The 13,574-nt window shown below is 73.1% G+C and carries 10 protein-coding genes; 3 read left to right on the plus strand and 7 right to left on the minus strand.

The window, feature by feature from the left end; all coding sequences use genetic code 11:
• Positions 1–10: 10 nt before the first annotated feature.
• The 6 genes from IG54_RS0133570 to IG54_RS0133595 form a co-directional block, all read right to left on the minus strand.
• Complete coding sequence (locus IG54_RS0133570) at positions 11–748, minus strand: class I SAM-dependent methyltransferase (protein ID WP_030793610.1); 738 nt, start codon at positions 746–748, stop codon at positions 11–13.
• Positions 745–2,166, minus strand: coding sequence for a condensation protein (locus IG54_RS0133575; RefSeq protein ID WP_030793613.1), 1,422 nt, complete (start codon positions 2,164–2,166; stop codon positions 745–747). Before IG54_RS0133575 ends, IG54_RS0133570 begins: the two co-directional genes overlap by 4 nt.
• Positions 2,163–6,449 (minus strand): alpha-(1->3)-arabinofuranosyltransferase, encoded by a 4,287-nt coding sequence (locus IG54_RS0133580; protein WP_078594824.1) that lies wholly within the window; start codon positions 6,447–6,449, stop codon positions 2,163–2,165. The genes IG54_RS0133575 and IG54_RS0133580 overlap by 4 nt, the downstream gene beginning before the upstream one ends.
• Positions 6,446–7,174 carry a class I SAM-dependent methyltransferase gene (locus IG54_RS0133585; RefSeq protein WP_030793619.1) on the minus strand — a complete coding sequence of 243 codons (729 nt, stop codon included), beginning with the start codon at positions 7,172–7,174 and terminating at the stop codon, positions 6,446–6,448. Before IG54_RS0133585 ends, IG54_RS0133580 begins: the two co-directional genes overlap by 4 nt.
• Positions 7,171–8,379 carry a glycosyltransferase family 4 protein gene (locus IG54_RS0133590; protein ID WP_051820300.1) on the minus strand — a complete coding sequence of 403 codons (1,209 nt, stop codon included), beginning with the start codon at positions 8,377–8,379 and terminating at the stop codon, positions 7,171–7,173. Before IG54_RS0133590 ends, IG54_RS0133585 begins: the two co-directional genes overlap by 4 nt.
• Before the next feature lie 265 nt (positions 8,380–8,644).
• Positions 8,645–9,697: a DUF3068 domain-containing protein gene (locus IG54_RS0133595; protein ID WP_030793625.1), complete on the minus strand. Its 1,053-nt coding sequence runs from the start codon at positions 9,695–9,697 to the stop codon at positions 8,645–8,647.
• A 228-nt stretch (positions 9,698–9,925) separates the two neighbouring features.
• Here IG54_RS0133595 and IG54_RS42675 point away from each other — a divergent pair, with 228 nt between their 5' ends.
• Entirely contained in the window at positions 9,926–10,078 is a 153-nt protein-coding gene (locus tag IG54_RS42675; RefSeq protein WP_167532680.1) for a hypothetical protein, read from the plus strand.
• Positions 10,079–10,222: 144 nt separating this feature from the next.
• Positions 10,223–11,461, plus strand: a complete 1,239-nt coding sequence (locus IG54_RS0133605) for a helix-turn-helix domain-containing protein (RefSeq protein WP_051820302.1) — start codon at positions 10,223–10,225, stop codon at positions 11,459–11,461.
• Positions 11,462–11,950: 489 nt separating this feature from the next.
• Here IG54_RS0133605 and IG54_RS0133610 read toward each other — a convergent pair whose 3' ends face one another.
• A complete protein-coding gene (locus IG54_RS0133610) occupies positions 11,951–12,817 on the minus strand; it encodes a YwqG family protein (protein WP_030793631.1) in 867 nt (288 codons plus the stop codon).
• Between the two features lie 121 nt (positions 12,818–12,938).
• On the opposite strand from IG54_RS0133610, the gene IG54_RS42680 reads away from it, so the two are divergent.
• Positions 12,939–13,574: SCO2400 family protein (locus IG54_RS42680; protein ID WP_051820301.1), on the plus strand; the 636-nt coding region annotated here is incomplete at its 3' end.

Below are 13,574 nucleotides of genomic sequence, written 5' to 3' on the forward strand. Positions count from 1 at the left end.
CACATCGGGCTCAAGTCCTTCGGGCGTGCAGCAGCAGGATGGAGGAGGCGCTCGGCACGGCGCAGGCGAGCCGGTCCAGGGCCCGCAGCGGGCGCGGCACGCCGTGGAAGGGCGCACCGGACAGGCCTACGACCGTGAAGCCGCTCGCCGCGACGAACTCCCGCAGGGCGCGGGCCGTGTAGAGCCGCAGGTGGCCCACGACCTCCTTGCCGGGGCGGCCGTGGATGCCGCGCAGGCTCACCTCGGAGAAGACCGGCTGCACCCCGGCGAGGAGCAGGCCGCGGTTGTACCAGGCCGCGAGGTTGGGGGTGGACAGCATGAGGTGCCCCCCCGGCCTGAGGACCCTTCTCAGCTCGTCCAGGGCGCTGTCCGGGTCCACCAGGTGCTCGATGACCTCGCTGAACAGGACGGCGTCGGCCGTCTTGTCGGCGAACGGCAGCCCGCCGTCGGTGAGTTCACCGCGTACGACGTAGGGCAGGTGGGCGTGGGCGCGCTTGAGGGCGTCCTGCGACCAGTCGACGCCGATGACGCGGTGGCCCGCCAGGAGCGGTGCGGCGGTCGCGGCGGCGGAGCCGTCGCCGCAGCCGATGTCGAGAACGGTGGCGGCGCCGGCCGTGGCGGGGCCGAGCGCGTCGGCGAGGATGCGGGCCTGGCGCAGGCTGCGGGCGTCGCCGGACGCCACCGGGACGGCCGGGTTCTCGTAGAAGTCGCGGAGCCCGGCCGGGGGCTTGTCGGTCGTGGTGGTCACGTCGGCCCTCCCTTCTCGTCGGCCTGCGTGTGCTCCGTCGCGTGGAGGTAGTGCTCGAACAGATCCCGCAGGTGGGCCCCGTCGCCGTGGCTCAGCAGCGTCTTCGACCAGCGCAGGGCGAGGTGCAGGCGGCCCGCCGTGGACGCGGTGGTCACGGTGAGGCCGCGCGGCAGGCGGGCCGGGGCGGAGAACCACACGGCGTGCGCGCGGCCCGCGTCGCCGAAGTCCAGGGCGTACGGGATGCGGCCGATGTTGCTCAGGAGCGTGGTCGACGTCCAGGGCGCGGCGGCGCGGCGCAGGCCGCGCGTGACGGCCGCCCTGAGGGTCACCGGGAGCACCGGCGCGGTCAACAGGGTCGCGCCGTGACCCAGTTGGGGCCGGGCCAGGGCCTTGAGGGCGCGGGTGCGGTCGGAGGTGCGGCGCAGCAGATCGCGGATCGCGTCCGGAGTCCACTCGCGGTCGGCCAACTCCTCCGCGCCGAACGGGACTTCGACCAGCCGTGTGCCGTTGCCGATCGGCATGGTCGCGTCGCGGGGCCGGTCGTCCACCGGCATCGTGATGCGCAAGGGACGCGGCCGGTCGCCGTGCTCGCGGTTCCAGTGGGCGATCATCAGCGCGGTCGCCACCATGAGCTGGTCGTTCACGGTGAACGGCGACCCCTTGGGGCGCCGCGGCACGGGCAGCTCCGCGATCAGCATGCCGTTGCCCGGGGAGGGCTCGGGCGACCCCTTCGCCACCCGGGCCGGGGGCGCCCACCCGGAGGGCGTGTCGGCCGGGGGCTGGGGGACGGCTTGGGCGCTGTCCGGCGTACGGGTGGGCGGCGCGGCGGGGGAGTTGTCCCGTCCCCCGTAGATCTCGGCGGCGGTCGCGAGCACGCGCAGGCAGGCGGGACCGTCGAGGGCGGTGTGGTTGATGGTCAGGAACAGGACGGCGCCGGGGTCGGCGGGGGAGTCCCCGTCGGCGGGCGGGCCCCCGGGCGTGTCCGCGCCCCGCCCGGAGGCGGCACCGGACCCGGCCGACACCACCTCCAGGCGGATCGGCGGCGAGGACGTGAGGGGCGGCGCCTCGGCGAGGGCCCTTTCGCGGGCCCGCTTGAAAGCGTCCCGCTCCGGGGCCGGGAACGTCACCACCTCCACGTCGGCGTCCGCCGTCAGTTCCCACTCGTAGCGGCGGCGGTACCACGGGCCCCGCGCCTCCCGCATCAGGATGCGGGGGTGGCGGCGCAGGGCCTCGTGGAACGCGGCCCGCAGCCGTGCCGGGTCCGGGGTGCCCGGCAGGTGCACCTCGATGTGCACGGTCTCCGGTTCCTCCTCCTGGAGGCAGTGCCGGGAGACCTCGTCGACGACGGGGAACGGCACGCGCGCGGGCGGCCGGCCGGGGCCGTCCGCACGCCGTGCCGGGTGTTCCAGTGCGGTCATCGCTGCGTGCCTTCTCCTGTCGTGGGCGGCGCCTGCCCCGCCTCGGGGCCCCGGGCCGAGACCGTGGGGCCCGCCCCGGGCGGGGCCGGGGGATACGCGGGCTGTCCCGGAGCGGGACCACCGCCCGGCCCGTACACCAACGTATCGGCGGTGTCCGACCGCGCGGAACGCTCCCGCACGGTCACCAGCGCCGCGAACAGCGCGATGAGCGCGAGGAGTTGGGCCACCGGGCCGAACGCCCCCGCGTCCTCGCTGACCGCCTCCCCGGCGCCGATCGCCGCCGCGACGCCCGCGCCCGCCATCGCCAGGAACGCGATCGGCACCAGGAGCGCGTGCCGCCACCAGGCCAGCAGGGCCAGAGCGGGGACGAGCAGGGCGAACGGGCCCGCGATCACCGCGGCCACCAGCGTCAGCGCCACCACGCCGAGGATCGGACCCGGAGCGGGCGGCGCGGGCGCCAGGACGTCCGTGTTGGGCTCGCGGCGCCGCACGAGGACCAGCGCGATGAGCGCCAGGACGCCGACACCGGCCAGGATCAGCCCGATCTCGTACGTCTGCGACGGCTCGTAGCTGAGCTTCACCGTGCCGCCCTCGCCCTTGGGCACGAGCCAGCCCTGCTGCCAGCCGTCGAGCCGCAGAGCGGTCAGCTCCTTGCCGTTGAGGGTCGCCTTCCACCCGTCGTTCACGTTCTCGTACGTCGTCAGGTACGAGGCCGCTCCCGCGCCGACGCTCACCTCGCGGCGGTCGCCGAGCCAGTCCTTGATCTTCAGCTCACGCGCGGTCCTGTCCAGCTCGCCGGGGGTACCCCGGGTGAGCGAGGCGTCCATGACGGCGAGCGGACCCGCGTCCCCGGTCTCGACGCTGTGCGCTCCCGCGTCCAGGCGTACCGCCGTGTCCTTCTTGCCGCGCTGGCACAGGCTGATCTCGACCGGCCTGCGCTCGGTGAGGTCACGGACCTTGCCCTTGGCGCTCGTCTCGTACAGCTCGCCGTCGATCGACATCGCCGGGCCCTGGCCACAGGGCAGGGAGAAGCGCTCCGACGCGTCGGGCTGCGGCGTGCGGTACTCGTCGAGGGCCGGGACGTAGACCTCGGTGAGGCCCACCGGCAGCTGGAGGTTGTCGTCCGCCACCGGGTTGTGGACCGCCAGCGGCGCCGTCTTGGTGATGGTGATGTCCAGCTGGTCCGTGGTGATCGGAGTGAAGCGCGCGATGCCGTTCTCGTCGACGCTCGCGGTCGCCGCGCCGTCCGGCGAGCTGATCTCGATCTTCTCGGGGCGGGTGGACAGACCGCCCGCGGCGGGCAGCACGATCTCGCCCACCGGCTTCTTGTCCGGCCACTTGAGGCGGATCACCGGACGGTTGTCGGTACCCGCGATCCACGCCGTCGTCAGATCGCCGTCGGTGAGGTTGCGCGCCGACAGGCCCCTGCCGAGCCTGGCCGTGGAGTCGGCCGAGGCGACGATCTGCTGCTTCTGCTCGGGGGCCACCTTGTAGAGCAGCTCGTCCAGCGCGCCGCCCGGCATGGCCACCGCGCTCGCCTTCACCTCGTACTCACCGGAGCCCGTGGTCGTGAAGCGGCGGTGCAGGCCCGCCTCCGCGTTGACCGGCGAGAGGGCGTTCGGGTCCGAGGAGCGGTGCAGCGAGTACGTCGTCGCCTCGGCGCCGGACGCCTTCTCGGCGTCCTTCGGGAGCTGGAGGAGCTTGGTGACGCGCACCTCGGGGAGGGTGATCTCCGAGAAGCCCGCACCCGTCAGACCGGGCCGCGCCTCCTGCGTGTCCACGATCGTGATCTTGATCCAGTCGGTGGTGCCCGCGCGGGCCTTGACGCGCTGGGGTGTGCCGTCGGGCTGGAGGGAGCTGGTGACGCTGCCCCGCTCGGTCTCCACGCGCACCCGGGTGGGCGCGGCCCGCACGCCGTCCTGCGGCAGCGGGGTGATGCGGAAGGAGGACGGGACGGTGATCTCGGAGTTGAAGTCGGCCTTGATCCACTCGCCGTCCGCGCTGCCGGAACCGCCCTCGGCCCAGGCCGTGGCCGGGTCGCCGTCGAAGGCGTTCACCGGGTCGTACTGCGGCAGGTGGAAGAGCCAGTTGCCGTAGGAGGAGGCCGACACCGACTTGGCGCCGCGCAGCTCCGCCGTCGTCTGGTGCTCGACGCCGTCGGTCGGCAGGATCTGGTGCGGCTTCTTGCCGGGGTCCTGGACCGCGTCGGGCGCGTTCCGCTCGTCGGGGCCGTAGGTGTACGACGTATTGGAGTTGACCAGGCCGAACCGGGTGTCGGCGCGGCGCAGTCCGTCACCGACCGCCTGGAGGCCGGGGGTCCCGACGCCCGGGTGGTTGTCGCCGGTCAGGACCGCCGGGCGGTCCCGCATCGAGGGGTCGGCGGAGAGCGGCAGCAGGGACTCGGGGCCTCCGCTGACGACCGCCGTGTTGGACACGGGCTTCAGACCGGCCTGGCCGGGGCGCTCGGCGTCCTCGCCGGGGGCGTAGATCTCCACGGCGCGATCGCGCGGGTAGAGGCCCTCAACCTGGAGCGGCGTGTCGTCGGGGATCGTGCCGCCGGTGGTCTTGGGCCCGAAGCCGGTGACGCGGCTGAAGCCGGACTCCTCCAGGGTGCGCTTGACCGTCGAGGTCGGGACGTGGCCGACCTGGTCCGGGTCGAGGTCATTGCGTACGACGACGTAGTAGAGCCCGGCACGGGTCAGGTAGTCGGACAGGCCCGGCACCTCGCCGCCGGTCATCAGCGCCTGCTCGACCGCGTCCATCGCGCGGCGGTTGCCCGGCGTACCGAACGGCACGTAGTCGCGCTGCGCCCAGCGCGACTCGGCGAGCACGTCGAGGGGCTGATCGATGGGCGAGCCCCAGGTGTAGATGCCGTGCGCGGTCGCCGGGACGACGAGGGCACGGGAGTCGGGGGAGTACTTCTCCAGCCAGTTCGCCGTCGTCTGCCAGTACGTGGGCAGCTTCTGGAACGAACCGGGCTGGAGGATCGAGCCGTTGAGGTACGGCCAGGCCAGACCGGGCAGCACGAGGACCGCGGCTATCACGGGCGCGTACCGTCTTCCGCGCACCGGCCGGGCCCCGCGCGCCTGGGAGGCGACGCCCACCAGGTGCATCAGGCCGAAGACGAGCGCGAGGGCGAGGCCCGTCTGGAACTTGTAGATGTTGCGGAACGGGACGAGCCCGCCGTTCAGCCAGGACTGGACGGTCTCGTGGAAGGGCGCGCCGAACGCGCCGCCGTACCCGGCCAGCGTGATCAGGACGACCGACAGGACGGTGAGGACGAGCCAGCGCCGCTCGGGCAGATCACGCCGGGCGAGCCCCGCGAGGCCGAGGGCGGCGGCGAGCGCCGAGCAGACGACGGTCACGACGGCCGTCGCCACCGTCCAGCCGGCCGGCAGCCAGGCCTCGCCGAAGTTCAGGTACGCCACCCAGTTGCCGGCGCCGCGCAGCGTCTCGGTCGCCGACATCGTGCCGGTCGTGGTGGCGGAGTTCTCCACGTACGGAAGGAAGTTCTCGCCGTGGATGCCGAGCATCAGCAGCGGCACGATCCACCAGGCGGTGGCCAGGATGACGCCCGGCACCCACCAGGTGATCAGCTTCCGCTTGCGCGGCCCGTTCGGGCGGGAGAGGAGGTACAGGGCCACGGGGAGCAGCGAGGCGAGGGTCGCCGCCGCGTTCACCCCGCCCATGAAGGGGATGATCAGCGCCGAGCGGCAGGCGGCGAGGCGCGCGCTGATCCGCTCGTTCGTCAGCGGGAGCAGCACCCACGGCAGGAACGCGCCGGGCAGCGCCGCGGCGGACGTCGAGCCGACGACCACGGTGAAGGTGGGCCACAGCGCGTAGACCACCGCGCCGAGCAGCCTGCTGTGCCGGCTGCCGATGCCCAGGCGTTCGGCGAGGCGCAGGGCGCCCCAGAAGGCCACCGCCACGATCAGCGAGAGCCACAGCCGCTCGGCGAACCAGACCGGCAGCCGTACGAGATCCGCCAGGCCGTAGAACGGCAGCATCGGGAACGCGTACCCGACGTACTGGTCCTGGATCCCGCCGAAGCCGCCGCGGTCGTGCCAGAGCTGGCCGAGGTCGGAGAGGAACTGCCAGGGGTCGACGGTGACACCGAGCTTGGTGTCGAACGTCATCCGCCCCGGCTTCACCGCGAGGAACAGCACGAACACCACGGCCCAGAACCCCAGCAGCCAGCGCCGCGAGCGCGGCCCCCGCGAGGGTTCAGGGGCGTCGGTCGTGGGCCGCACGGTGGCCGGGGGTGGGGCCTGGACCGTGGTCATGGACACCGCCTGAGAATGAGAAGGAGGTTCCAGGTAGCGACCTCGCGCACACCCGGCACCTTGGTGATCGCCCCGGCCAGGAAAGGCCAGTAGCGCGAACGTGCCGACACCACGTCCACGTCGGAACGGCCCCGCACCTGACGCAGGGTCGTTCCGACGTGATGTGCGAAGAGGTTCTCGCCGAGCGTGTGTTTCGCGGCTTTTCCGGTACGTCTTTCATAGCGGGCGCGGGCCCGGTCGGCGCCCAGATAGTGCCAGGGCGCCCACTCGTGACCGCCCCAGGGGGAGAGCCAGTTGGTGAACGAGACGTAGATGAGACCGCCGGGCCTGGTGACCCGGACCATCTCGCTCAGGAACGTCTGCGGGTCGTCGACGTGCTCCAGGACGTTCGAGGAGAACGTGACGTCGGCGACCTCGTCGGCCAGCGGTAGCAGATAGCCGTCGGCGAGCACCGAGCCCTCGGGGGGCTTGGTGCCCGACGCCGTCATCTCCGTGAGATCGGGCTCGAAGAGGTAACTCTGCGCGCCGCGCCGGCGGAACTCCTCGGTGAAGTAACCGCCGCCGCCGCCGATGTCGACGACGACGCGGTCCTTCACCTTGACGTACGCCTCCACCTGGTCGGCGGCGTCCTTGGCGAGAAGGGTGTAGCAGCGCTCCGGCTCCCGCTGCTCGCGCATGAAGGCGCGGAAGAGCGTGGCGGAGCGACGCAGGGACGGGTCTTTCACTGAGTCCCCTGTGCGGTCGGGGGCCCGGCGGGCGCGGGTATGGGAGGCCCGGCGGGCGCGTGATGGGCGGCGACCGCTTCGGCCGCCACCGCCTGGAACTGCCGCACGGTGTTGCCCCAGCGGAACTGGGTGGCCCGCTCGCCGGCCGCCTTGCCGAGCGCCCTGCGGCGCTCGGCGCTGAGCGCCAGCGTGCACCAGGCGGCGGCGAAGGAGGACTCGCCGCGTGCGAGCAGACCGGTCACGCCGTCCTCTATGGAGTCACGGACCCCGGGGACGTCGAAGCCGACCGAGGGCGTCGAACGCGTCGCCGCCTCGGTGATGACAAGACCCCAGCCCTCCACGGCCGACGGATGCAGCAGCATCCAGGCCTCGCAGAGCAGCCGGTGCTTCTCCGCCTCGGAGACATGGCCCCGGAACTCCACACCGGGACCGGCGAGCTGTTCGAGGCGCTGCCGCTCGGGACCGTCGCCCACGATGACGAGACGGCCGCCCGTGACGGGCCTGACCCGCTCCCACAGGCGCAGGAGCAGATCGATCCGCTTGTACTCGACCAGGCGTCCCATCGCCAGGAACAGCGGCTCGTCGGAGCGGGCGTGCAGCGGGCCCGGCTCCTCGACGCCGTTGTGCACGATCCGGATGCGCTCGCGCTCCACCCCGATCGCCCGCAGCGCGGTGGCCGTCGACGGCGAGACGGCCATCAGGAGGTTGTTGCGCTGCGCCCCGGACAGGGCCCAGTGCTCCAGCTTCCGGCCGAGCCGGGCCGCGGGGGCGAGCGCGCCTTGGAAGCGCATCCCCCACAGATCGGTGTGGACGTGGTTGACCAGGCACAGCGTCGGCCCCCGGTGCCACAGCGGCGCCAGGTACGGCATGCCGTTGCAGACCTCCACCAGCAGATCGCAGTCGCCGACCTGCCGGGTGAACGCGGACCGGGCCCGCAGGTAGTGACCGAGGTCACCGCCCGCGGACACCACGCGGTAGTCGCGGTAGGCCGCGGGGCCGCCGCACAGCAGCGTGACCTGGTGGCCCAGTTTGCTGAGCCCGTCGGCGAGCCGGTCGACGAGCAGTTCGGAGCCGCCCGCGGCCGGGTTGTCCAGGTCGCGGTGGGCGAGAAAAACGATCCGGCGCGGCTGTGGGGGAGGCGCCGGCAGTCGCTGCGCGTGCCGCGGGGCGGCCGCGCGCAGCGAGGACGGTACGTGCTGGGGCATGCGTGCTCCAACTCGTCTCAGGGTGCGGAACTGTGGGGGTGTCCGGGCGGGCAGGACGGTCTTGCTGGGTGCTGCGGGGGTGCTACGGGGTGCGACGGGCCGGGCGGTGAGGCGGTGGGGTCGCCTTGCGAAGGTGCTGTGTCCGGTCTGTGCGCAGGTGGTGCGGGGACTGTGCTCGGGTGGGGGTGGTTAGTTTTCGCTGCCGGTTACCCGGGGTCTACTCACCGAGGTGACAATTTCCGCGCCATTTCCAGCTGACGTCTCATCACATCGTGCTGGGGTGCAGGGCGCTTCGGGACTGTGCGGGATTCGGACTTCCCGGTTCCGCCGGTCCGTCGTGTCCGTCGCGTCCGTCACGCCCACCGGGGCCGTCCGCCCCGTCGTTCCTGCGCCCTCGTACGACCAGGACGATCCCGGTCACGGCGAGCACCGCGCCCAGCGCGCCGGCGGCCACCGGGAGGGTCTCGCCGACCAGCTTCAGCCGGTCGCTGTCGTCCTTGGCGAGCTTCACCTGGGCCTTCTGCGTCGCCGTGGTGAAGCCGATGCGCTTGCTCTCCAGCAGCAGCGTCGCGTCCTTGTCGGAGCCCGGCGCGCGCAGCGTCTTGCGGGGGCCGATCGCCGCGTAGATGATCCGGCCCGTGCGCTGGTCGACGACCAGCTCGATGCCGTGGTTGGCGTAGAACTCATCCGCGATGACCTGGCTCTTCTTCGGCTGGCCGACCAGTCGGCCCGGCACCTGGCGCGTGCCGGTCTTGGTGGCCTCGACCGTCGCCGTGAAGCGGTAGCCCTCGTACCCCTGGATCTTCTTGGTGCCCCGGTACGTGAGCGGCACGGTCGCCCCGAGCGTGTTGTCCCACCAGCGGTAGGAGCGCTTCTCCACGTCGAAGGGGAACTTCAGGTACGCCTCGCCCTCGAACCGCGGCTGCTCGCCGCAGCAGTGCACCGGCTTGTTCGTCCTGCGGTCGGTGACCCAGCGTTCCACCGTCCACTGGAGCGAGTCGTGCGGGTCGGCCGCGGGCAGCGATTTGTCCGGGTCGACGGAGGTCGACACGTCCCAGACGGCCCGTCCGCTCTCCTCGCTGTCGGCGACGTCGCCGCGCACCTGGCGGGTGACCGTGAGGTTCTTGTCGTGAACTGTCTTGACCTTCGCGGTGTCGAAATAGCTTCCTTTGCCCTTGAAGACGGTGATCGTGTCGATATCGGTCGGTGTTCTTTTGGCGCGTGGTTCCACGTACCAGGCCAGCATCGGGGCCAGGACCAGAAGAAACGCGCCAAGACCGAGAATGACCAGGGAAAATGGCGAGGTGGTGCGGCGCATGGGGCACTCCTGGGCTATGGGCGGGAGAAGTGTTACCGAGCCGTATGTATGGGCGGGGACCGTAGGCCGACCCTTGACTAGGTGTCAATGGATGCAGAGACTGGGCCCTTGCCGGACGGGGCCGGCCGGGACTGTGCGACCAGGACATTCATGACCGACACCGCGTGGTCATGGCCGCCTGCGTGCCCAGGGTGGGGACGACCTCCGACAGAGAGGCTGGCCCTCGCCATGCACCGACTGCTCGCCGCATCACTCACCGTCGCCGCCGGAGCGCTGCTCGCCGTGGGCGCCGCCCTCGGCATCGTCGCGCTCCTCGACGCCACGCCGGACCAGCCCAACACGCCGCTGGTCCACTACGACACACCGTCGCGGGGTCAGTGAGCCACCGTGGCCGCGACCGACATCCAGCCCGCCGAAGCCGCCGGGGCCGCCACCCCCGGGGGCGCTCCTGCCGCGGGCGCTCCCGCCGCGGGCGCTTCCGCCGGGGGCCAGGGCTCCGCGTCCGGGCGCTCGGCCTGGCGGGACGTGCCGCCCCGGCAGGTGCGGCGCTTCGCCGCGCTCGCCCTGGAGGAGGTGCCCTCCCTCGCCCAGGACATCCTGCGCGAGATCCGGGCCGAGTACCCCGGGCTGCCCGTCGTCCTGGACGACTCGGGTGAGCCCATGGCGCTGGTCGGCATACGCCGCGCCCTCGAAGGCTTCGTCCAGCAGCTGGCCTCCCAGGAAGGGCGGCCCCGCTACCACCTGGAGGTCTTCCAGGAATTCGGGCGCGGGGAGGGTCTGCACGGCCGCAGCCTCGACTCGCTCCAGGCGATCTACCGCCTCGGCGTGCGCCTGGCCTGGCGCCGCCTCGCCGAGATCGGCCAGCAGATCGAGATCCCGCCCCCGGCCATGTACGAACTCGCCGAGTCGGGCTTCGAGTACCTGGACGGCCTGGTCGACCAGTCCGTACGCGGATACGCCGAGGCCGCCGCGCGGGAGGCGGGCGAGCGGCTGCGGCTGCAACGCAAGCTGATGGAACTGCTGCTGTCGGAGCGGCGCGCCGAATCCACCGGGGGCGCGGCGTCCGGCCACGGCTCCGGCCCCTCGGCCGCCCCGGGCGCCCCCTTCGGCAACGCCCTCGGGGAGCGGGCCGCCCGGGTCGGCTGGCAGCTGCCGGACCGCGTCGCCGTGGGCGTCCTGCTGCGCCCCGCACCGGAGGCCGTGGCACCCGCCGTCGGGGAGGGCGTCCTGCTCGACATGGAGGCCGAGCAGCCCCGCATGGTCGTGCCCGACCCCGAGGCCGCCGGGCGCCCCGAACTGCTGCGCCGCGCCATGACCGGCTGGTCGGGCGCCATCGGCCCGCCGGTGCCGCTCGCCGACGCCGCGAAGTCGCTGCGCTGGGCGGAGGCGGCGGTGCGGCTCATGGAACGCGGCCTGCTGCCCTCCGGTGAGGTACTGCACTGCACCGAGCACACCGAGGCCCTGGTGCTCCTCCAGCCCGAGGAGCTGATCGAGGACCTCGCCCGCCGCTGCCTGGCCCCGCTGAACCACTGCGGCCCCGCCCACGGCCGCCGCCTGGCCGAGACCCTCCTCGCCTGGCTGGAGACCCGCGGCGGCGCCCCCGAGGTGGCGGCCCGCCTCGGCGTCCACCCCCAGACGGTCCGCTACCGCCTGCGCCAGATCAGGGAGCTGTGGGGCGACGAGATCGACGACCCGGACCGCCGCTTCGAGCTGGAACTGGTCCTACGGGCACGCCGCTTGAGGGGCCTACTGGGCCGGGCCTAGGGCCTGTCCGGCGGATCAGGCCGTACTCGGGTGGCGGTTCCCTTTCTGCGCTGGTGAGCGGGGTCTGGTGCGTCGAGATGCAAGGCGGAGGAGGGCGGCAACGCGATGGGGGCGCCCCCTGCTCGAGCGAAGCCGAGAGTGCCCACCGGGACGAGCCGGACGCCGGGCCGGGGCAGCCCGAGCCGCTGCCTTGGCCACGCCCGACGGCGCTGCCGGGCGGGGTCGGCGGCATCGTTGGGTGGGCTGGTCTGGAGTGCCGCCGGGTGGGCCGGTCAGCAGCACCGCTGGGCGGGGTCGGCGGCACCGTCGGGCGGGCCGGTCAGGAGTGCCGCCGGTCAGTCCGCTCAGCCGCACCGCCACACGGCCCGCTCAGCTGCACCGCCACACGGCCCGCTCAGCCGCACCGCCAGGCGGGGCCAGCCGCACCGCCCCGCGCCCCGTCAAACCGCACCGCCGGGCGGGGCCAGCCGCGCCAGCCACCCAGCCCGCTCAGCAGCACTGCCAGGTGAACAGGGCCCGGTCGAAGCGGAGTTCCGCCAGGTCGGTTGGGCGTATGAGCCAGTAGAGGCAGCCGTCGTCGCCCCACATCATGTCCGCCGCCTCGTCCGTGTCGAACTGCGCGAGGAGCACCCACTCGTCCATCTCGTCGATGAGCCGGGGGTCTTGCCAGTCCACCCCCTGCCCCAGCGCCGCCCTGGCCACCTCCAGCTCGACAGGTCCCTGTACCGACTGCGGCGTACCGCCGAGCTGGTGGCCCGCCTCTGCGTCGCACTCCCAGAGGGCCTCGACGAACGCGTCGGCGCACAGCGGGTGTTCGTACTTCTGGAAGGGCTGCGCGCCCGGTGCGAAGACCCGCTGGACCTGCGGATGCGTCGGCTCGGTCACCGTCAGCTCCACCCGCGCGGCCAGCGGGACATGGGGGTACGCATCCAGCTCGTCCGGCGTCTCCCGCGCGGTGACCTGTGCTCCCGCGGGCACATACAGCACGCGGGCCCCCGCCCTCGAAGGGACGTCGTCCACGTCCACCAGGGCGTCCCCGTCGTCCAGTTGGCCGTCGAAGTAGAAGAAGGCGAGCGTCCCCGCCGCGGGGAACGGCACGTCCAGTACCCCCATGGGCAGCGCCGCGCAGTCCACCGAGGCGACGAACGACAGCGGCCCGTGCCCCTCCCACTCCGGCCACTCCACGTCATCCGGAAGCCGCGGCTCCCCGCCCAACTGCCCCACCACAGCCTCATCTCCACCCGCCGGGGCGAGCCGGACGCCGGGCCGCAGCAGCCCGAGCCACCGCTCGGCCACATCGGAGGGAAGGTGCTCATGGGCGAGGGCGTGCAGCACGCCGGAGGAGTTCTGCGTCATGCCACCGATCATGCCTCCTGCCACTGACAACGCCGCCGCACCCGGAGTTATTGATTCCGCACACAACTTTCACAGCGGCGGCTTCCGCTGCCGACGGCCTGACACCTAGCCTCCATGCCTCATGGACTACTGCCACCCGTGCCGCAGGCACCTCAACGGCGCCCTCGCCTGCCCTGGGTGCGGAACCCCGGCCGAATCCTGCCGGGAGTACGGGCGGGTCGAGCACGGGCAGGCCGTCGCCGCGCGTGGGGAACCGGGCGGCAGCGAGGACCCGTACGACGAGGAGGTACGGCGGCCCCGCAGCCGCGCCCGCCGCAAGGAAAGCAGCCGCGCGGAGAGCGGACGCAAAGAAGGCGGACGCAAAGAACGCGGCCGCCGGGCTCACCGGCGCAGGCGCCGCAAGGTCCTGCTCGCCACCGCGGGCCTCGCCCTCGCGGCGGGCGGCCTGAGCCTCGCCGAACTGGGCGCCGAGGGGCCCTCGGGGGAGCCCACCGCCGCGTCCGCCCCGGACGGCGGGACCGGCCCGTCCCCGAGCCGGTCCGCGGCCCCGGGCGACGCCGTGCCGGCGGCGAACGCGACGGGCACCTCCGACTCGCCGTCCGCCACGAAGAGCGAGGACGGCGAGGAGAAGAAGGAGCGAGAGAGGGAGAAGGAGAGGGAGAGGGCGAAGGCGAAGGAGAAGGAAGAGCGGGCGGCGGCGCGGGAAGGGCGGGACCGCGAGGAGACCGCGGACGGGCCGGCCCGTCCGCGGTCTCCT

This window comes from Streptomyces sp. NRRL S-920 (assembly GCF_000717945.1).
Classification (GTDB): domain Bacteria; phylum Actinomycetota; class Actinomycetes; order Streptomycetales; family Streptomycetaceae; genus Streptomyces; species Streptomyces alboniger.

Coding starts and splice junctions, on each gene's coding strand:
- IG54_RS0133575 (WP_030793613.1), bottom strand. CDS start 2,166: ATGACCGCACTGGAACACCCGGCACGGCGTGCGGACGGCCCCGGCCGG.
- IG54_RS0133580 (WP_078594824.1), bottom strand. CDS start 6,449: ATGACCACGGTCCAGGCCCCACCCCCGGCCACCGTGCGGCCCACGACC.
- IG54_RS0133590 (WP_051820300.1), bottom strand. CDS start 8,379: ATGCCCCAGCACGTACCGTCCTCGCTGCGCGCGGCCGCCCCGCGGCAC.
- IG54_RS0133595 (WP_030793625.1), bottom strand. CDS start 9,697: ATGCGCCGCACCACCTCGCCATTTTCCCTGGTCATTCTCGGTCTTGGC.
- IG54_RS42675 (WP_167532680.1), top strand. CDS start 9,926: ATGCACCGACTGCTCGCCGCATCACTCACCGTCGCCGCCGGAGCGCTG.
- IG54_RS0133610 (WP_030793631.1), bottom strand. CDS start 12,817: ATGACGCAGAACTCCTCCGGCGTGCTGCACGCCCTCGCCCATGAGCAC.